The sequence below is a fragment of the Acidovorax sp. 93 genome (genome assembly GCF_003633835.1).
GTDB lineage: Bacteria > Pseudomonadota > Gammaproteobacteria > Burkholderiales > Burkholderiaceae_C > Acidovorax > Acidovorax facilis.
In genome coordinates, this window is the sequence record NZ_RBIT01000001.1 from 2,104,040 (window position 1) to 2,124,420 (window position 20,381).

The following is a 20,381-nucleotide window of genomic DNA, read 5'->3' on the forward strand; positions in this document are numbered from 1 at the left end:
CGCGATTGTAGGAGAGCCCTACCCCACCAAAAACGTGCGGTTCGCCGCTGTCTACAGCAGCCTTCGGGACGGCAGAGCCCCGTATCAACCCAGGTCGCGTGCCAGCCGGATGCCCGTGAACTGCCAGCGCGCGGTGGCGGGGAAGAAGTTGCGGTAGGTCAGCCGCTCATGCCCCGGTGGCGTAGCGCAGGACGAGCCCCGCAGCACGTACTGATTCACCATGAACTTGCCGTTGTATTCGCCCACGGCACCCTCTGCAACCCGAAAGCCGGGATACGGGGCATAGCTCGACTGTGTCCATTGCCAGGCGACGCCAAAGAGCTGCGCCATGGGGTCGGCATCCTGCGCGGCCGCGTGCTCCCATTCGGCCTCGGTGGGCAGGCGGGCTCCCGCCCAGCGCGCGTAAGCATCAGCCTCGTAGTACGACAGATGCACCACCGGCTGGTCGCCCTCCAGCGGCTGCAGGCCGGCCAACGTGAAGCCGTACCACTCGCCTTCCACGCGGTGCCAATACAGCGGGTGATTCAGACCCTGTGCTGCCCGCCAATCCCAACCTTCCGCCAGCCAGAGCATGGGGTTCTGGTAGCCCCCGCCCTCCACAAAGGCCGCAAATTCAGCCTGGGTAACAAGGCGCGAGGCCAGTGCGTAAGGGTGCAGGTACGTGCGATGGCGTGGGCCTTCGTTGTCAAACGCAAAGCCTTCGCCTTTATGGCCGATTTCGATGAGCCCTCCGTCGAAAGAATGCCACGTCAAAGTTGCAGCCACGGGCGGTGGCACCACATCGCAAGCCGCCGCATAGACAGGGAACAGCGGGTTGCACGACAGCAGGTGCTGTATGTCGGTGAGCATCAACTCCTGGTGCTGCTGCTCGTGCTGCAAGCCCAACTCGATCAGGGCACACAGCGAGGCATCGTGCGCCACGTTCGACAACAGGCGCGCCATGCGGGCATCCACATCGGCCCGGTAGGCCAGCACTTCATGGAGCGCGGGGCGCGTAAGCAGCCCCCTCTGCGGGCGCGGGTGCTTGGCCCCCACACCGTTGTAGTAAGAGTTGAAAAGCACCCGGAACGCGGGCGCAAACGGCGCAAACCCGGGCTCGTGCGCTTCGAGCACGAAGGTTTCAAAAAACCAGGTGGTGTGGGCCAGGTGCCATTTGGTGGGGCTGGCGTCCGGCATGGACTGCGCGCTGCAGTCCTCGGGCGACAGGGGCGCCGCCAATGCCACCGAGCGACCGCGCACGGCGGTGTAGCGGGACTGCAGTGTGTTGGATGCCATGGTCATTGCAGCCACTGATCAGGGACGCGCGTGCACCACCGCAAACCAGCCGCGCTCGTCCGTCCACGCCTGGGCCTGTGCAAAACCAGCGCGGGCCAGCATGTCGGTGAACACGGGCAAGGGGTACTTGTAGCTGTTCTCGGTGTGAATGCGCTCGCCCTGCTCAAACCTGCGGCCACCGCCGGGCCAGCACACCTCGGTATCGGATGCCGCCTCCAGGTGCATTTCAATGCGCGACGCCTCGGGGTTAAAGAACGCACGGTGCTGCCACTGCCCCACATCAAAGTCGCTGCCGATCAGGCGGTTCACGTGGCGCAGCACGTTGCGGTTGAACTCGGCCGTCACGCCCGCCGCATCGTCGTAGGCCGCCTCCAGCACGGCCACGTCCTTGGGCAGATCGATGCCGATGAGCAGGCCGCCATCGTCATCCACAAGCTCGCGCATGTGGCCCAGCAGTTCCAGGGCATGCGGGGGATCGAAGTTGCCGATGGAAGAGCCCGGGTAGAACACCAGCCGGCCGGTGCGGGGAATGTCGTCCGGCAGTGCCACCCCCAGGGTCATGTCGCCCGCCAGCGCGCGGGCATCCAGTGCGGGGAAGTCGTCGCGCAGCCCCTGCACCGCCTGTTCCAGAAAGTCCGCTGAAATGTCCACACCCACAAAACACGCCGGCTGCACCAGGCGGCACAGTGTGCGGGCCTTCTGGCAGTTGCCTGCGCCCAGTTCGATGAGGGTACGCCCCGGGCCCACCGTGCCTGCAATGCTGTCCGCATGCGTCTGCATCAGGGCCATCTCGGTGCGCGTGGGGTAGTACTCCGGCAGGCGCGTGATGGCCTCAAACAGCTGCGAGCCGTGCTGGTCGTAAAAATACTTGGGGGAGATGCGTGCGGGCCGCTGGGTCAGCCCGTGCGTGATGTCGGAGTAGCGAGGCAGGAGCATGGGTCAGTGAGACGTTGGGTGCGGCAGCGCCGCCGGGTGGTCAAAAAGCAGAGGCACCTGGGGCGCACGCACGGCGGCACGCCCCACACGCTCCCTTCACGCCATTGTGCGTCGCCTCGCCTGCAGCTGTGTGTAGGCCATTTCCGCACCCCTAAAAAAAAGGGCTGGCGCAGGCGCCAGCCCTTTTAACCTTGGAGAACTCTTGCTGCCAGGAATGCAGGGCCAACCTTGACCCCAGCCCCCCTCGTGTGGTGTTGCACGCTATCCGGCCCTTAAAACCGCGTCTTTTCGGCCAGGGCTGCGTTGCTAATCCTCGCGATACTTACTGGTATCGCTGTGGTTTGCGCCTTGCCCTGACCAAAAATCCATCGGTTTTAATGTGCCGTCAAGCCTGCAACACCACACTAGAAGCGCCAGCCCAGACCCACGCCCACCAGAACGGGGTCCACCTTGAAGGTGCCCAGCTTGGCACCGCCTGCGCTCACGTCGGTCTTGATGTAGACCTTCTTCACGTCGAAATTCAGGTACAGGTTCTTGGACAGCGGAATGTCCACACCGGCTTGCAAGGCGGGGCCAAAGCTGTTGCGGTCAATGTCCACACCAGCGGGCAGGTGCACGCCGGAGAAGCGCGTGTAGTTCAGGCCCGCACCCACGTAGGGCTTAAAGCCGGCTACGTCAAAGTGGTATTGCACAGTGAGCGTGGGAGGCAGGTGCTTGAGCGTGCCGATGGCAGCGCCGCCCGCACGCAGGGTGTGCTTCTGAGGGACGGTGAGGATCAGCTCGGCGGCGATGTTCTTGTTGAAGAAGTAGGTGATGTCTACTTCAGGGATGGTCTTGTCGTTGACCGTCAGGCCCAGCGGCGTGCTGTCCTTGTTGGCGCTGTCAAGGTTGACAACGCGCGCGCGGACCATCCAGGGGCCTTCTGCTTGTTGCGCCAGCGCAGCGCCAGAAGACAGAACACACAGAGCGGCTACAGCCAGCAGAGTTTTTTTCATGGTGATTTCGCATCGGTTGGACGGGGACGACCCCCGTGCATGTATTGAACCGCTGCATCCACCCGCCGACCTTGCCCTATCTCAAGACCCCCGTACTAACCCTTAGACCTAGATCAAGGCATACCCATTCTCACGCTGTGGATTTGCCGCGCAGGCGCTGCACCAGCGTGACACCGGCCAGCACCAGCCCCCCGGCCACAATGCCCACCACAGCGTTGAGCAGATTCTCCACCACCACCTTCCACAACCCCCCCGTCGGCCATTGACCTGCTGCGGCGGCTGCGCCCTCTACAGCATGGTGCAGCACCGGAACGCCATGCACCAGGATGCCGCCGCCCACCAGAAACATCGCCGCCGTGCCAGCAATGGACAGGCCCTTCATGAGCCAGGGAGCAGCGCGCAGGATGCCTGCCCCCACGGCACGGGCCAAGCTGCTGGCCTTGTTGTTGAGCCACAGGCCCAGGTCATCGAGCTTGACGATGCCCGCCACCAGGCCATACACACCGATGGTCATGATGACCGCGATGCCCGACAGCACGGTCAACTGCTGAACAAAAGGCGCAGAGGCCACGGTGCCCAGCGTGATCGCAATGATTTCAGCCGACAGGATGAAGTCGGTGCGCACAGCGCCCTTGATCTTGTCCTTTTCAAACTCAACGATATCCACCGACTCGTCATTCAAGGCTTCGATATGCGCAAGATGCGCCCGTTCTTCTGCGGTTTTCGATGAGACTGTCACCCAACTACCAGTTCTCTCGTCTTTGACTTCGAGAGATACTGGCTTTGAGGGGCTATGCAGCAGCTTGTGCGCCACTTTTTCAAAGCCCTCAAAACACAAAAATGCGCCCCCCACCATCAACAAAGGCGTGACCGCCCAGGGCGCAAACGCGCTGATCAGCAGCGCGGCAGGCACCAGGATGACCTTGTTGATCATCGAGCCCTTGGCCACGGCCCAGACCACAGGGATTTCGCGCTCGGCCCGCACCCCGGTGACCTGCTGGGCATTGAGTGCCAGGTCATCCCCCAGCACACCCGCCGTCTTCTGGGCGGCCACCTTGGTCATGACCGACACGTCATCGGCCATGGCAGCGCTCTTCTTGGCCGCCACCTTGGTCATGAGGGCCACGTCGTCGAGGATGGTGGCGATATCGTCCAACAGGGCAAGCAGGCTGCCAGTGGCCATGGGGAATCCTTGAAATAAGTCTGTACAAAATCGGCGGGCATGCCGCCATGCGTGCGCCGGACTATAGCAACGCCAAGGCCAACGGCGCCGCGCGGCACAGACCCCTCGATCTGGGCGGCCCTTGCACGACCTGTTTCCCACTGGTGGGCCGCCCCTTGCTCCGCACAGCGATGGATGGCGCGAATGCCGCCCCCGCACAAAGCGCATACTCGCGCCCTCACCTATCACCTCTGGGGTCCTGGAGCATGTGCTCTCATTCGGGCTTCATGCCCAAGCCATGCCCGGCTACCTCACCAAACACGAAGACATCGCCATCACTGGCGCAGCCGACCTGATCATTCGATCATTGCTCGACAGGCAACAGTTCTCTGATCCACTGGGAGCCGCCGAGGCGCTTGGCATATCGTCGGCCGCGTGGCCCCTGTTCGGCCTGCTTTGGCCATCGGGGGCACAGTTGGCACAACGCATGGCCAGCCGCCCTTTGCTGACCGGCGAGCGCGTGCTGGAGATTGGCTGTGGCCTGGGCCTGGCAAGCCTGGTGTGCCACCGGCGCGGCATGGATGTGACCGCCAGCGACTGCCACCCGCTGGCACCAACGTTTCTGCTGGAAAACCTGCGGCTCAACGGCCTGCCGCCCCTCAAATACCGCACGGGCCAGTGGGGCGCGGACGCCGCCGCGGGAACCGGCGCGGTACAAGGTCAGTTCGACCTCATCATGGGCAGCGATGTGCTGTATGAACGCGACGCCCGCGCCTCGCTGGCCAGTTTTCTGGACCGCCACGCTGGCCAGGGCGCGCAGATCTGGATCGTGGACCCGAACCGGGGCAACCGCTCTGCCTTCCACAAGCAGATGGCAGTGCACCGGTTTGAAGTGGTGGAAGAGCACCTGGACCACCCGGCCCTGGAAGACCGCCCGGCCTACAAGGGCCGCCTGCTGATCTACCAGCGCAAGATGGGATAAGCCCCTGAGCCGCCGGGAGCACCCTCACCCGAGGGGGCCAGGCCCTCGTTGCGGAGCAGCCCTTGGCTTGCCGCCTTTCACCCGCGCCGCACACATTTCTCAATGGTTGGCTCCACGAAAAAAGGCCGACCCCATGAAGGGCCAGCCTTTTGGCAACAACCGCCGCAGCGGTGCAGATGATCAGCGCTGGGTCAGCCTACCCACTTGCGCGCGTTGCGCCAAATGCGCATCCAGCCGCTGTACTGCGCCTTGTCTTCACTCGTCCAGCTCATCTGCACGTTGCGGAACACGCGCTCGGGGTGCGGCATCATGGCCGTGAAGCGGCCGTCGGCCGTGGTCACCGCCGTCAGGCCGCCTGCGCTGCCATTGGGGTTGAAGGGGTACTGCTCCGTCCCGCGCCCGTGGTTGTCCACGTAGCGCATGGCGGCAATGGCCTTGTCGGCGTTGCCCCGGTACTTGAAGTTGGCATAACCCTCGCCATGCGCCACAGCAATCGGCAGTCGGCTGCCGGCCATGCCCTGCAGGAACAGGCTGGGTGATTCGAGCACTTCCACCAGCGACAGGCGGGCTTCGAAACGCTCGCTCTGGTTGGTGGTGAAGCGCGGCCAGTCTTGTGCGCCGGGGATGATGTCGGCCAGCTCGGCAAACATCTGGCAGCCGTTGCACACGCCCAGGCCGAACGTGTCGGTGCGACCGAAGAAGCCCTGGAACTGCGCCGCCAGCACAGGGTTGAAGGTGATGGACCGAGCCCAGCCAATGCCCGCACCCAGCGTGTCGCCATAGCTGAAGCCGCCGCAGGCAACCACACCCTTGAAGTCTTCGAGCTTGACGCGGCCAGTCTGCAGGTCGGTCATGTGCACGTCGTAGGCCTCAAAGCCTGCTTCCGTGAACGTGTAGGCCATCTCGATGTGCGAGTTCACACCCTGCTCGCGCAGGATGGCGACCTTGGGTTTGGCGAGGTTCAGGTATGGCGCAGCCACGTTGTCAGTGGCGTCGAACGTGAGGTGCACGTGCATGCCGGGGTCGGTGGGCTCGCCCGCTGCGGCGTGTTCGGCATCGGCATTGGCGGGGTTGTCGCGCTGCTGGCAAATCTTCCAGCTCACAGCGTCCCACACCTGGTGCAGGTCGGCCAGCGGCGCACTGAATACGGCCTTGGCATCGCGCCAGACCTGCAGCTCGCCCTTGCCTGCGTCGATCTCGGACGATGCAGGACGCGTTTTGCCGACGAAGTGGCTGAACTTGGACAGGCCATGCTCGCGCAGGGTCTGCACCACGTCGTTGCGCTCGGCCGTGCGCACCTGCAGCAACACACCCAGTTCCTCGTTGAACAGGGCTTTCAGCGTGAGCTCTTCACGGCGAGCCCCCACCTGGCCTGCCCAGTTCTTGGCATCGCCCGTGTCCATGCGGCTGTCGCTGATGCCGTCGCCTTCAGTGACCAGCAAATCCACGTTCAGCGCCACGCCCACATGGCCCGCAAACGCCATTTCGGCGGCGGCCGCCAGCAGGCCGCCGTCGCTGCGGTCGTGGTACGCCAGGATCTGGTCCTTGGCGCGCAGTGCGTTCACGGCGTTGACGAGGTTCACCAAGTCTTTCGGATCATCCACATCGGGCACCACATCGCCGCTCTGCTCTAGCGTCTGGCCCAGGATGCTGCCGCCCATGCGGTTCTGGCCCTTGCCCAGGTCGATCAGCACCAGCGTGGTGTCGGTCTCGGTGGCGTTGAGCTGGGGCGTGAGCGTGCCGCGCACGTCGGCAAGCGAGGCAAATGCGCTCACGATCAGGCTGACGGGCGAGGTAACTTTCTTCTTCTCAGAACCTTCGCTCCACTGCGTGCGCATGGACAGGCTGTCCTTGCCCACGGGGATGCTGATGCCCAGCGCAGGGCACAGCTCCATGCCCACGGCCTTCACGGTTTCGTACAGCGCGGCGTCTTCGCCGGGCTCGCCACACGCGGCCATCCAGTTGGCCGACAGCTTCACGCGCGGCAGCTCGATGGGGGCGGCCAGCAGGTTGGTGATGGCTTCGGCCACCGCCATGCGGCCTGAAGCCGGCGCGTTGATGGCGGCCAGCGGCGTGCGCTCGCCCATGCTCATCGCTTCGCCCGCAAAGCCCTTGTAATCGGCAAGCGTCACAGCGCAATCGGCCACGGGCACCTGCCAGGGGCCGACCATCTGGTCGCGGTGGCTGAGGCCACCCACGGTGCGGTCTCCGATGGTGATGAGGAAGCGCTTGGAGGCTACCGTGGGGTGGGCCAGCACGTCGATCACGGCTTTTTGCAGCGGCACGCCGGTCAGGTCCATGGGCGCGAATTCACGCACCACGGTCTTCACGTCACGGTGCATCTTGGGCGGCTTGCCCAGCAGCACGTTCATGGGCATGTCCACGGGCAGCTTCTGGTCGTCGGCCGTAGCAGCAGGGTCGTGCAGCACCAGCTGGCGCTCTTCGGTGGCCGTGCCGATCACGGCAAACGGGCAGCGCTCGCGCTCGCAGAAGGCCTTGAACTGTTCCAGCGACTCGGGCGCGATGGCTAGCACGTAGCGCTCTTGCGATTCGTTGCTCCAGATTTCCTTGGGCGCCATGCCCGACTCTTCGAGCTGCACGGCACGCAGGTCAAAGCGCGCGCCCCGGCCTGCGTCATTGGTCAGTTCGGGGAAGGCGTTGGACAAGCCACCCGCACCCACGTCGTGGATGGCGAGGATCGGGTTGGCCGCGCCCTGCGCCCAGCAGTGGTTGATGACCTCTTGCGCGCGGCGCTCGATCTCGGGGTTGCCGCGCTGCACCGAGTCAAAGTCCAGCTCGGCCGCGTTGGTGCCCGTGGCCATGGAGCTGGCGGCGCTGCCGCCCATACCGATGCGCATGCCGGGGCCGCCCAGCTGGATCAGCAGCGAACCGGCGGGAAACTCAATCTTCTTCGTCAGCTCGGCATCGATCACGCCCACACCGCCCGCGATCATGATGGGCTTGTGGTAGCCGCGCTGCACGCCGCCGACTTCTTGCTCGTATTCCCGGAAGTAGCCGTTCAGGTTGGGGCGACCAAACTCGTTGTTGAACGCGGCGCCGCCCAGGGGCCCTTCGACCATGATCTGCAGCGGGCTGGCAATGTGCTCGGGCTTGCCCACGGTGCTGCCCCAGAGCTTGGACACCGTGAAGCCCGTGAGGCCCGCCTTGGGCTTGGAGCCGCGGCCGGTGGCGCCTTCATCACGTATCTCGCCGCCTGCGCCGGTCGATGCGCCGGGGAAGGGCGAGATGGCCGTGGGGTGGTTGTGGGTTTCCACCTTCATCAGCACATGCTGGGTAACGCTACTCTTTTGATAGCTATTGGCGCTTGATGGATCAGCGCCAGATCCCATTTTTGCCACAAACCGCTCGACCTGGTGGCCTTCCATCACCGAAGCGTTGTCCGAATACGCGATCACCGTGTGCTGGGGCGCCAGCTGGTGCGTGTTGCGGATCATGCCGAACAGGCTCTTGTCCTGCGCCACGCCGTCGATGGTGAACTGCGCGTTGAAGATCTTGTGGCGGCAGTGTTCGCTGTTGGCCTGCGCGAACATCATCAGCTCCACGTCGGTGGGGTTGCGCGCGAGGCCCGTAAAGGCAGTCACAAGGTAGTCGATTTCATCGTCCGCCAGCGCCAGGCCAAAGCGGGTGTTGGCGGCCTCCAGGGCAGCGCGGCCGCCGGCCAGCACATCCACATGCTCCATGGGCGCGGGCTGCAGCTCGGTGAACAGCGCGGCGGCGGCACTGCGGTCGGCCACTACCGATTCGGTCATGCGGTCGTGCAGCAATGAGGCCACCTGGGCCAGCTGCTCGGCCGTCAGCTCAGGGGTTTTGCCCAGCAGACCGGATTTGATGCTGATGCGGTACTCGGTGATGCGCTCGACCCGGCGGATGGCGATGCCGCAGTTGCGGGCAATGTCGGTGGCCTTGGAGGCCCAGGGCGAGAGCGTGCCCAGTCGGGGCGTGACGATGAGCACGGCGCCGTCTTCGGGGCCCGCATAAGGGTCGCCGTAGGTCAACAGCGCGGCCAAACGTTCTTGCTCAGTGGGTGTAGGGGCCGCGTCGGTAGCGACCAGGTGCACAAAACGCGCTGCAATGCCGCTGATCTTGGGGTGGATCGCCTCCAGGGCGGGTTGAAGTTGCTGGGCGCGGAAGGAGCTGAGGGCGTTGCCGCCCGCCAGCGTGGTCATGTGCAAGGTCACGGTAGCGGCCTGTTGGGGGGTGTCAGGGGTAGAGGGTGGCTCCGGGCGCCAGCGTGCAGCCAGGACCGGAGCCCGCTATTTTACCGGGCATGGCCGCACCGCCTGCGTGGCGCGGGGGCCAATGGGATAATCCGGGGATGAGCATCACCATCAAAAGCGCTGAGGACATCGAGGGCATGCGCCTGGCCTGCCGTCTGGCCTCCGAAGTACTGGACTACATCGCCCCCCACATCAAGCCCGGCATCACCACCAAAGAGATCGACCGCCTGGGCGCCGAATGCATGGCCCAGCAGGGCACCATCTCGGCCACCGTGGGCTACCAGCCACCGGGTTATCCACCCTACCCGGCCTCGCTGTGCACCTCGGTCAACCATGTGGTGTGCCACGGCATCCCCAACGACAAGCCTTTGAAGAAGGGTGACATCGTCAATGTGGACGTGACTGTGATCACCAAGGACGGCTGGTATGGCGACAACAGCCGCATGTACCTGATCGGCGAATGCTCGATCGCCGCCAAGCGGCTGTCGGCCATCACGTTTGATGCCATGTGGCACGGCATCGTGCAGGTCAAGCCCGGCGCGCATCTGGGCGACATCGGCCACGCCATCCAGAAGTTTGCCGAAGGCCAGGGCTTTTCCATCGTGCGCGAGTTCTGCGGCCATGGCATTGGCAAAAAATTCCACGAAGAGCCTCAGGTGCTGCACTACGGCCGCCCCGGCACGCTCGAAGAACTGGTGCCCGGCATGGTGTTCACCATCGAGCCCATGATCAACGCTGGCCGCCGCGAGGTAAAAGACTTTGGTAACGACGGTTGGACCATCGTGACCAAGGACCACAGCCTGTCAGCCCAGTGGGAGCACACGGTGCTGGTTACCGAAACAGGCTATGAAGTCATGACGCTGTCGGCAGGCTCGCCGCCGCTCCCGGCGTTTGTGACCGCGACCAAGACCTGACCCGCTCGCCGGCCCCTGCCAGCCGGCTCGCACAACTCTTGCATGGCTTTTTGCATGGCCCTTCTTCAGCGCGACCTTCGACGACCATGACCAAAATCCATGCCCTGCCTGAAGTGCACGTCCTGCGGGACGCCTACCGCAGCGACAAAGCGGCGCTGCTGGCCGCCATGAAAGCGACGGGGGCCTCGACACGCGGCATCCGGGTGCTGCTGCGCAAGCTGTCCACCCTGGCAGGCAACCTGCTGCAAACGCTGTGGCAGCGCGCCGAACTGCCTGCCGACATGGCCCTGGTGGCGGTGGGCGGTTTCGGGCGCGACCAGCTCTTTCCTTATTCGGATGTGGATGTACTGCTGCTGATGCCCGATGGTGCGGCGCCCGAGGCGGGCAGCGCACTGCGCACCCAGCTCGAAGGTTTCATCGGCAGCTGCTGGGATGCGGGGCTGGAGATTGGCTCCAGCGTGCGCACGGTGGCCGAATGCCTGGCCGAAAGTGCGGGCGATGTCACCGTGCAGACCTCCCTCCTTGAATCACGCCTCGTGTGCGGTAACGCAGCGCTGTTTGAGGACTTCCAGCGGCAGTACCGCGCGCAGATGAATCCCCAGGCGTTTCTGGTGGCCAAGACACTGGAGATGCGCCAGCGCCACAACAAGTACGAGAACACGCCCTATTCGCTGGAGCCCAACTGCAAGGAGTCTCCTGGGGGGCTGCGCGACCTGCAGATGATCTTGTGGGTCTCCCAGGCCGCGGGGCTGGGCCGCAACTGGAAAGAGCTGGCCGCCAGCGGCATGGCCACCGCGTTCGAGGTGCGCCAGATCGAGCGCAACGAGGCGGTGCTGTGCCTCATCCGTGCGCGCCTGCATGCCGCCGCTGGGCGGCATGAAGACCGGTTGGTGTTTGACCTGCAGACCGCCGTGGCCGAGTCGTTTGGCTACCGCTCACAGGCGCCCGACGGATCGCGGCTGCCGATGCGCGCCAGCGAGAGCCTCATGCGGCGCTACTACTGGGCGGCCAAGGCGGTATCGCAGCTCAGCCAGATCCTGCTGCTCAACATCGAAGAGCGCCTGAATCCCTCGACGCACGAGCCGCGCCCCATCAACGAGCGATTCTTCGAAAAGGCCGGACTCATCGAGGTGGCCAGCGATGACCTTTACACGCGCGACCCACACGCCATTCTCGAAACCTTTTTGCTCTACCAGACCACGGTGGGCCTGAAAGACCTGTCAGCCCGCACCTTGCGTGCGCTGTACAACGCACGCGGCGTGATGGATGGCGCTTTCCGCCGCGACCCGGTCAACCGCGACAACTTCATGCGCATCCTGCAGCAGCCGTCGGGCATTACGCATGCCATGCGGCTGATGAACCAGACCTCGGTGCTGGGCCGCTACCTGTGGGCGTTTCGCGGCATCGTCGGGCAGATGCAGCACGACCTGTTCCACGTGTACACGGTGGACCAGCACATCCTGATGGTGTTGCGCAATGTGCGGCGCTTCTTCATGGCCGAGCATGCGCACGAGTACCCCTTTTGCTCGCAGCTGGCTGGCGGCTGGGACAAGCCGTGGATCCTGTACATCGCCGCACTCTTCCATGACATTGGCAAAGGCCGTGGGGGCGACCACTCGCAGATCGGTGCCGTAGAAGTGCGCCGCTTTTGCCGCCAGCACGGCGTCGCCCGCGAGGACGCAAAACTCGTCGAATTCCTGGTCAGCGAACACCTGTCGATGAGCCGCATCGCCCAAAAGGAAGACCTGAGCGATCCCGACGTGATCGCCGCGTTCGCACAGCGCGTGGGCAACGAACGCTATCTCACCGCGCTGTATCTGCTCACCGTGGCCGACATCCGTGGCACCAGTCCCAAGGTGTGGAATGCGTGGAAGGGCAAACTGCTGGAAGACCTGTACCGCGCCACGCTGCGCACCCTGGGCGGCCGGGCGCCCGACGCTGCCGCCGAAATCGAGGCCCGCAAGCGCGAGGCGCTGGTGCTGCTGGCCCTGAGCGCCCTGCCCTTCGAGGCACACAAGGCTCTCTGGGCCACACTGGACGTGAGCTATTTCATGCGGCACGAGGCCGCCGACATCGCCTGGCACACGCGCCATCTGTCGCGCCATGTCGGCACGGCAAAGCCTGTGGTGCGCGCGCGCCAGTCGCTAGCGGGCGACGGGCTGCAGGTGATGGTGTATGCGGCCGACCAGGCCGATCTGTTTGCGCGCATCTGCGGATATTTCGACCGCGCGGGGTTTTCCATCCTGGATGCCCGCGTGCACACCGCGAACAACGGCTATGCCCTCGACACCTTCCAGGTGGTGGCCTCATCGCAGCCGGGGCACTACCGGGAGCTGACGCACATGGTCGAAAGCGATCTGGTGCGTGTGATCGAGGCCGGTGGCCCGCTGCCCGAGCCCGCCCGCAAGCGGGTCTCGCGCCGGGTCAAGAGTTTTCCGGTGGCGCCGCGCGTCACGCTGCGCCCCGACGAAAAGGCCCAGCGCTGGCTGCTTGCCATCTCGGCCAGCGACCGGGCGGGCCTGCTCTACCTGGTGGCCCGTATCCTGGCGCAGCACCACCTGAGCGTGCAACTGGCCAAGGTCAGCACCTTGGGGGAGCGGGTGGAAGACACCTTCCTGATCCAGGGCCCCGAGCTGCAGAACAACGCCCGCCAGATCGAGATCGAGACCGAGCTGCTGCGCGAACTGTCCGCGTGAGCCATGCTCGAAAAAATGCTCTCTTTTTAATAGCTACCAGCGCTTTACCAGAAAGCGCTAGCGGCCTTTTTTTGACATCTTTCACCCTGAGCAGCTTCAGCAACTAGGCGTACGAAGCCATCACCCACAGCAAGATCTATCCCGGTGCGGGTACACCGGTGACGGATGTGTGCCTGTCAGGCGGAGGCATCAGTCGTCCTCGTTGGCACTGATGTCCGGGAACAGCACTTCGGTACAGCCGAACTGCGTGAAATCGCGCACCCGCATGGGGTAGAGCTTGCCGATGAGGTGGTCGCATTCGTGCTGCACCACCCGGGCATGAAACCCTTCCACCGTGCGGTCGATCGGGTCGCCATACGGATCAAACCCGGTATAGCGAATGCGCGACCAGCGGGGCACCTTGCCGCGCAACCCTGGCACCGAAAGGCAACCTTCCCAGTCCTCATCCTCCTCATCACCAAGGGGCATGATGACCGGGTTGAGCAAGACGGTGGGAGGGACCACGGGCCGGTCCGGGTAGCGTGGATTGCGCTCGCCAGATCCAAAAATCACGAGCTGCAGATCCACGCCGATCTGCGGCGCGGCAAGCCCCGCGCCATTGACAGACTGCATGGTCTCGAACATGTCGCGCACCAGAAGGTGAAGCGCATCGGTATCGAATTCAGTGACAGGCTGGGCAACACGCAGCAGGCGCGGATCGCCCATCTTCAGGATGGTGTGGATGGTCATCGAAGGTGCATTCAGGTCAAGAGAAGAAAGCGTCACATGCGCTGCTGCGGCAGCATAGCGCGTGCGCACGCCCAGGCGCCGCCGCCGGGGCATTCACAATAACGGACATGCCCCAGCCCCCCACCGAGTCCCACGAAGACGCCGCGCCGCCACTGCGCACCCTGCCCTGGCCCGTGCGCTGGCTGCTGCTCGCATTTGCCGTGCTGTGCCTCGTCATGGGCATCATCGGTGTGATCGTTCCCGGACTGCCGACCACGGTGTTCATCCTCATGGCGGCCTGGGCCGCAGCCCGCAGCTCGCCACGGCTCTACCGCTGGCTGTGGAACCACCGCTTGTTCGGCCCCCTGCTTCGCAACTGGGCCCAGGGCGGCAAGGTCAGCCGGCGGGCCAAGTGGAGTGCCACACTGCTGATGGCGCTGAGCGGCATCGTGCTGTTCGCCACGGGCACCCGGCCGTGGGTGGTGGGTATCGCCATCACCTCCATGGTTTGCGTGGCAGCTTGGCTGTGGCACCGCCCCGAGCCCTGAAGCTCACCCTTCCCCTCACCGGAGTAGTGAAAGTTGGCCGTCATTCGCACACCTCGGCACGCGACCGCAACACCACGCAAGAACCCGCCGTCAAATCTTCGGAGCCCCAATTTTTATGTATATAATCTAAGTCTTGTTCCTCGATAGCTCAGTCGGTAGAGCGCCGGACTGTTAATCCGTAGGTCCCTGGTTCGAGCCCAGGTCGAGGAGCCAAGAATTTTGCAGGCCCTGCATGTGTACGCGGGGCCTTTTACATACCGATCATTCCTCGATAGCTCAGTCGGTAGAGCGCCGGACTGTTAATCCGTAGGTCCCTGGTTCGAGCCCAGGTCGAGGAGCCAGCCAAAAAGCCCACCATGTTCATACATGGTGGGCTTTTTCATTCACACGCTTCAAGAAAATCCACCCTCACTCTGCCTGCCTGACAATACAGCTCTTTGTCATGACTTGCGCAAAACTGGCCCAGCCAAGCGGCTCATCCCAAGGTGAGGCGGCCGTTGCACCCCGATTTGCGCAAGTCCTATTTGTATTGCAACCCCATGCCCCCGCAACTGCCTTGGCTGGAGCTTGAAGATCCGCTACCCGACCCTGCGAAAGCATGGGGACCCGACGACCCCGCCCCCGGACTCCTGGCTGCCGGTGGCACGCTGGATGTAGCGCATCTGCGAGCGGCGTATACCCAGGGCACGTTCCCCTGGTACGGCCCGGGGCAACCCATCCTGTGGTGGGCTCCCGATCCACGCATGGTCTTGCCCGTGGCGAACTTCCGACTCCATCGCTCGCTTCGCAGGACCCTGCAGGCATTCCGAGCAAATACAGCCTGCGAGATCCGCATAGACCACAACTTCCTGGAAGTGATCACGGCCTGCGCTACCAAGGAGCGCGACGGGCAGGCTGGCACCTGGATCGTGCCCGAGATGGTTGAAGCCTACACCCGCCTCCATGCAGCGGGCAATGCTCATAGCGTTGAAACCTGGATCGATGGAAAACTGGCAGGCGGCCTGTATTGCGTCGCACTGGGACAGGCGGTGTTCGGTGAATCGATGTTCGCCCACGCTACCGATGCATCGAAAATCGCGCTTGCAGCCCTGGTGGCCTTGTGCCGCCGCCAGGGTGTGGCAATGATTGATTGCCAACAGAACACCCGGCACCTGGCCTCATTGGGAGCCCACGAAATCTCGCGAGCCCAGTTCCTGTCTCACATCCAAAACGCACTGGATCGGCCCGCCCTCTCGTGGTCGTTTGAACCCGTATACTGGAACGAGCTGCTGCCCTCCACGGCGCCCACGGCATGACGCAACTCAATGACCTTCCACTGCAGACCCTGCAGTTCTACGCGACAGCCCCTTACCCCTGCAGTTATCTGCCGGACAGGCAGGCACGGTCGCAGGTCGCCACGCCCAGCCACCTGATCCAGAGCGATGTGTATTCCGATCTCGTGGCCAAGGGGTTTCGCCGCAGTGGCATGTTCACTTACCGCCCCTATTGCGATGGCTGCCAGGCCTGCACTCCCTTGCGCGTGCTGGTGAACGAGTTTCAGCCGGATCGGAGCCAGCGGCGCGCTACCGTGCGACACGGCAACCTGCAGGCACGGGTATTGCGCCTGTGTTTTGTACCCGAGCACTATCAGCTGTATCTGCGCTACCAGAACGGCCGCCATGCGGGCGGCGGCATGGACCATGACAGCATCGACCAGTACACGCAGTTTCTGCTGCAAAGCCGGGTGAATTCACGCCTGGTGGAGTTCCGCGAAACAGATGGCACAACAGGAGAGCCCGGCGCGCTCAAGATGGTGTCCATCCTGGACGTGCTCGACGACGGGCTTTCGGCGGTCTATACCTTCTACGAACCCGAGCCACATTGCAGCTACGGCACCTACAACGTGATGTGGCAGATTGCCCAGGCACGCTCCCTGGAGTTGCCCCATGTGTACCTGGGCTACTGGATCGAGGCCAGCCCCAAGATGAACTACAAGGCGCGCTTTCACCCCCACGAGATCCGGACCGATGGCCAGTGGCATCGCGCCAGCCCGGGCGCGAATCAGAGCGCATGAATGCAGGCTCGCATTTCACAAGATAAAATGCTGCGGCCGTCACTGCATCGCCGTCCATGAAAAAAAACGATCCCAGCATCCCCGTCAAACCCAGCGTTCAGGTGCTTGAGCGCATGTTTACGCTAATCGATGTTCTGGCGTCACGCGAAGAGGCAATATCTCTCAAGGAAATCAGCGAGAAAACAGGGCTGCACCCGTCCACCACGCACCGCATCCTGAACGACCTCACGATTGGCCGTTTCGTGGATCGCCCAGAGTCGGGGAGCTACCGACTGGGCATGCGCCTGCTGGAACTGGGCAACCTCGTAAAAGCGCGCCTGAGCGTGCGCGATGCAGCCCTGACCCCGATGCGCAATCTTCACAAGCTGATCCAGCAGCCCGTCAATCTGAGCATGCGCCAGGGCGACGAGATTGTGTATGTCGAACGTGCCTACAGTGAACGCTCCGGCATGCAGGTGGTGCGCGCCATTGGCGGACGGGCCCCTCTGCACCTTACCTCCACAGGCAAGCTCTTTCTGGCCCTGGACGACCCCCAGCGCGTGCGGGCCTATGCCACCCGAACCGGTCTGGCCGGACACACCCGCAACAGCATCACCCAATTGCCCATCCTGGAGCGCGAACTCGCCAAAGCACGCCAGTACGGTATTGCCCGCGACAACGAAGAGCTGGAACTGGGCGTGCGCTGCATGGCCGCTGGCGTCTACGATGACCAAGGCAAGTTGGTAGCCGGACTGTCCATATCAGCACCCGCTGATCGACTGGACGAAGGATGGCTTCCCAAGCTCCAAGCCACGGCCAACGAGATTTCTCTGGCTCTGGGTCACACACCCAGCATGGAAGCGTCGGCATCCGGTGATGCGGGTTTGCGTCCGGGACTTCGCTGAGCCTCGGGACACGACAGCTACCGCAGCCGCAGCCGCAGCCGCAGCCGGGCCTGATCCTTGAAAAAAAACCGACGCGGGCAGTGATGCCCGGTCGGCCGGTGGATCCATCAAATCAGCGCACAAGGCAGTCGGCACGAAATCCCGCCGACGCTACCAGCACCAAATGCTTGGCGCGCGAGGGAAGGATGTACAAGCTACAGGATTAACTACCTCACCCATTGGACCCTGCACGGGCCTGCAAAGGCGCCGTCAATGACGGCATCGACTCCACCCAATGGCGCACACGCTCAGCATCACCCAGGCGGCTGAATTTGCCCGCCGAATCCAGAAACACCATGATGAGCTTGCGCCCGGCGATCTGGGTTTGCATCACCAGGCAGCGCCCTGCTTCCGAGATGTAGCCGGTTTTCTGGAGGCCAATGTCCCAGGTGGGGTTTTTTACCAGCCCGTTGGTGTTGTTGTACTGCAATGTTTTGGGGCCCACTGCCACCTCATATCCCGGTGACGTGGACAGTTCGCGCAGCAGGGGATCACCATGCGCCACATTCACCAGGGTAGCCAAGTCACGTGCGCTGGACTGGTTGCGGCTGGAAAGGCCGGTTGGCTCAACATAACGGGTATCGGTCATGCCGAGCAGGCGGGCCTTGACATTCATCTGCACAACAAACGCTTCGAGGCCACCAGGGTACGTACGACCCAGCGCATGCGCTGCGCGGTTCTCGCTGGACATGAGCGCCAGGTGCAGCATCTCGCCCCGGGTCAACGTAGAGCCCACCGTCAGGCGCGAGCGGCTGCCTTTTTCGGTATCAACGTCATCCTGGGTGATGGTAATGGGCTCATCCATCGGCAGCTTGGCCTGGGAAATCAGCAAGCCCGTCATGAGCTTGGTCAGGGACGCAATGGGAAGCACGGCCTGATCATTCTTGCTGAGCAGGACTTCATGCGTGTCCTGGTCGATGACGAGTGCGACGCTGGACTTCAGGTCCAGCGGATCACTCACCTCATGCAGCCCCGCCATTTGCCCGAACGACTGCTTGGCAGGCACAAAGGCCACACGGGTCGGCGCCTTGGCGGTCTTGGCAGTGACACGCACGGCCCGGGTATTGGTAGCGACTTTGCGGGCCGGAGCAGCGCGCTTGGCATTGGCCGAACTGACTTGCTGCTTTTTGGCTGGCGCCTTGGAGCGCTCCCCTGAGTGCGCAATCGGCACAACCAGCGCCGTACTGACGACGACAAAGCCCAAAAGCTGGAAAAAACGGGTCACTGCGGCGCGGTGGCGATGGTGCATCAAAGTGCTCCAAACGGTAATAAGTGTTGAGCAGTGTACAGAATCAAAAAAAGTCGCGCAAGATCAATACCTTGCGCGACTTTCCAAGAAAGTGAATGAAATTATAAATTGATCGTTCAACCCTGTGCAGCCACCCGGTCAGCTTTACTTTGTAACTTGTTCAGCGCACTCAGATAGGCCTTGGCCGAAGCGACCACGATATCGGGGTCTGCTCCCACGCCGTTGACCACGCGGCCACTGTTCTGCAGGCGCACGGTGACCTCGCCTTGGCTCTCTGTCGAGCCGCTGATGGCGTTCACCGAGTACAGCACCATCTCCGCACCACTCTTCACATGCGATTCGATGGCCTTGAGCGAGGCATCCACAGGGCCGTTTCCTTCGGACTCGCCCCGCACCTCCTGGCCGTCTACCGTAAAAACGATGCGTGCTCGGGGGTGCTCACCCGTTTCGCTCTGCTGGAACAGAGAGACAAAGCCATATTGTTCCCTTTCGCTGGTCACGCTCTCATCACTCACCAGCGCCAGGATGTCCTCGTCAAAAATCTCGCTCTTGCGATCGGCCAGTTCCTTGAAGCGCGTGAAAGCGGTGTTGACTTCGGTTTCACTGTCCAGGCTCACACCCAGTTCCTGCAGGCGCTGCTTGAAGGCGTTGCGGCCGCTGAGCTTGCCCAACACGATCTTGTTGGCGCTCCAGCCCACATCCTCGGCACGCATGATTTCGTAGGTATCGCGCGCCTTGAGCACGCCATCCTGATGGATGCCACTGGCGTGCGCAAAGGCATTGGCCCCCACCACGGCCTTGTTCGGCTGCACCACGAACCCCGTGGTCTGGCTGACCATCCGGCTGGCCGCAACGATGTGCTGGGTATCAATGTTGAGATCGAGGTTGAAATAGTCGCGACGGGTCTTGACCGCCATCACCACCTCTTCGAGCGAACAGTTGCCAGCGCGCTCACCCAGACCATTGATCGTGCATTCCACTTGGCGCGCGCCGCCAATCTTCACACCAGCCAGCGAATTGGCCACGGCCATGCCGAGGTCGTTGTGGCAGTGCACGGACCAGATGGCCTTGTCGCTATTGGGAATGCGCTCGCGCAGGGTCTTGATGAAGTTGCCGTACAGCTCGGGGATGGCATAGCCCACGGTGTCGGGCACATTGATGGTCGTGGCACCCTCGGCGATCACAGCTTCGAGCACACGGCACAGGAAGTCTGGGTCGCTGCGGTAGCCATCTTCGGGGCTGAACTCAATATCTCCCACCAGGTTGCGCGCAAAACGCACCGACTGCTTGGCCTGCTCAAGCACTTGCTCTGGCGTCATGCGCAGCTTCTTTTCCATGTGCAGCGGGCTGGTGGCAATGAACGTATGGATGCGCGCGCTGTTCGCCCCTGCAAGCGCTTCTGCTGCGCGGGAAATGTCGCGGTCATTGGCGCGCGACAGCGAGCAGATGGTGGACTCCCTGATGGCATTGGCTATCGCCTGCACCGCCTCGAAATCGCCGTTCGAGCTGGCCGCAAAACCGGCCTCGATCACGTCCACCTTCAGGCGCTCCAGCTGGCGGGCAATTCGCAGCTTCTCATCCTTGGTCATCGAGGCGCCGGGGGACTGCTCGCCATCGCGCAAGGTGGTGTCGAAAATGATGAGTTTGTCAGCCATGTTGTTTCTCCTGGTACTGGTGGGGTGGGATTGGCCCGCAACACTAA

The 20,381-nt window shown here is 63.3% G+C and carries 15 protein-coding genes and 2 tRNA genes; 9 read left to right on the plus strand and 8 right to left on the minus strand.

Translation table 11 applies throughout. The features are described from left to right. Window positions 1-84 precede the first annotated feature (84 nt). From egtB to C8C93_RS09510, 4 genes are all read right to left on the minus strand, one after another. Entirely contained in the window at window positions 85-1,275 is a 1,191-nt protein-coding gene (gene egtB / locus C8C93_RS09495) for an ergothioneine biosynthesis protein EgtB (protein ID WP_370108638.1), read from the minus strand. Window positions 1,276-1,293: 18 nt separating this feature from the next. After that, on the minus strand, window positions 1,294-2,211 hold the full coding sequence (gene egtD / locus C8C93_RS09500; protein ID WP_121506709.1) for an L-histidine N(alpha)-methyltransferase: 918 nt from the start codon (window positions 2,209-2,211) through the stop codon (window positions 1,294-1,296). 404 nt (window positions 2,212-2,615) lie between these two features. Continuing rightward, the gene (locus C8C93_RS09505) at window positions 2,616-3,206 is read right to left on the minus strand and encodes an OmpW family protein (protein WP_055393808.1); all 591 of its coding nucleotides are present in this window, start codon (window positions 3,204-3,206) and stop codon (window positions 2,616-2,618) included. A gap of 130 nt (window positions 3,207-3,336) precedes the next feature. Next, window positions 3,337-4,389, minus strand: coding sequence for a DUF808 domain-containing protein (locus tag C8C93_RS09510; protein ID WP_121506710.1), 1,053 nt, complete (start codon window positions 4,387-4,389; stop codon window positions 3,337-3,339). 277 nt (window positions 4,390-4,666) lie between these two features. On the opposite strand from C8C93_RS09510, the gene C8C93_RS09515 reads away from it, so the two are divergent. Continuing rightward, complete coding sequence (locus tag C8C93_RS09515; RefSeq protein ID WP_121506711.1) at window positions 4,667-5,350, plus strand: methyltransferase; 684 nt, start codon at window positions 4,667-4,669, stop codon at window positions 5,348-5,350. 191 nt (window positions 5,351-5,541) lie between these two features. Here C8C93_RS09515 and purL read toward each other — a convergent pair whose 3' ends face one another. Further along, window positions 5,542-9,549: a phosphoribosylformylglycinamidine synthase gene (gene purL / locus C8C93_RS09520; RefSeq protein WP_121506712.1), complete on the minus strand. Its 4,008-nt coding sequence runs from the start codon at window positions 9,547-9,549 to the stop codon at window positions 5,542-5,544. A 137-nt stretch (window positions 9,550-9,686) separates the two neighbouring features. Here purL and map point away from each other — a divergent pair, with 137 nt between their 5' ends. Beyond that, a complete protein-coding gene (gene map / locus C8C93_RS09525) occupies window positions 9,687-10,502 on the plus strand; it encodes a type I methionyl aminopeptidase (RefSeq protein WP_055393799.1) in 816 nt (271 codons plus the stop codon). Window positions 10,503-10,588: 86 nt separating this feature from the next. Then, entirely contained in the window at window positions 10,589-13,198 is a 2,610-nt protein-coding gene (locus C8C93_RS09530) for a [protein-PII] uridylyltransferase (protein ID WP_121506713.1), read from the plus strand. A gap of 189 nt (window positions 13,199-13,387) precedes the next feature. Here C8C93_RS09530 and def read toward each other — a convergent pair whose 3' ends face one another. Then, window positions 13,388-13,927, minus strand: coding sequence for a peptide deformylase (def, locus tag C8C93_RS09535; RefSeq protein WP_121506714.1), 540 nt, complete (start codon window positions 13,925-13,927; stop codon window positions 13,388-13,390). A gap of 107 nt (window positions 13,928-14,034) precedes the next feature. On the opposite strand from def, the gene C8C93_RS09540 reads away from it, so the two are divergent. The 6 genes from C8C93_RS09540 to C8C93_RS09565 all read left to right on the plus strand — a co-directional run bounded on the left by C8C93_RS09540 (window position 14,035) and on the right by C8C93_RS09565 (window position 17,391). Beyond that, the gene (locus C8C93_RS09540; RefSeq protein WP_055393793.1) at window positions 14,035-14,454 is read left to right on the plus strand and encodes a YbaN family protein; all 420 of its coding nucleotides are present in this window, start codon (window positions 14,035-14,037) and stop codon (window positions 14,452-14,454) included. A gap of 137 nt (window positions 14,455-14,591) precedes the next feature. Further along, window positions 14,592-14,667 (plus strand) — tRNA-Asn (locus C8C93_RS09545). Between the two features lie 52 nt (window positions 14,668-14,719). Then, a tRNA-Asn gene (locus C8C93_RS09550) sits at window positions 14,720-14,795 on the plus strand. Window positions 14,796-14,993: 198 nt separating this feature from the next. Further along, window positions 14,994-15,749, plus strand: a complete 756-nt coding sequence (gene aat, locus C8C93_RS09555) for a leucyl/phenylalanyl-tRNA--protein transferase (RefSeq protein ID WP_121506715.1) — start codon at window positions 14,994-14,996, stop codon at window positions 15,747-15,749. After that, entirely contained in the window at window positions 15,746-16,507 is a 762-nt protein-coding gene (locus C8C93_RS09560) for an arginyltransferase (RefSeq protein ID WP_121506716.1), read from the plus strand. The genes aat and C8C93_RS09560 overlap by 4 nt, the downstream gene beginning before the upstream one ends. A gap of 56 nt (window positions 16,508-16,563) precedes the next feature. Continuing rightward, a complete protein-coding gene (locus tag C8C93_RS09565) occupies window positions 16,564-17,391 on the plus strand; it encodes an IclR family transcriptional regulator (protein ID WP_055393786.1) in 828 nt (275 codons plus the stop codon). 211 nt (window positions 17,392-17,602) lie between these two features. On the opposite strand, the gene pbpG is transcribed toward C8C93_RS09565, so the two are convergent. After that, complete coding sequence (gene pbpG, locus C8C93_RS09570; RefSeq protein ID WP_121506717.1) at window positions 17,603-18,679, minus strand: D-alanyl-D-alanine endopeptidase; 1,077 nt, start codon at window positions 18,677-18,679, stop codon at window positions 17,603-17,605. A 116-nt stretch (window positions 18,680-18,795) separates the two neighbouring features. Then, window positions 18,796-20,334: a 2-isopropylmalate synthase gene (locus C8C93_RS09575; RefSeq protein WP_121419808.1), complete on the minus strand. Its 1,539-nt coding sequence runs from the start codon at window positions 20,332-20,334 to the stop codon at window positions 18,796-18,798. Window positions 20,335-20,381: the final 47 nt, after the last annotated feature.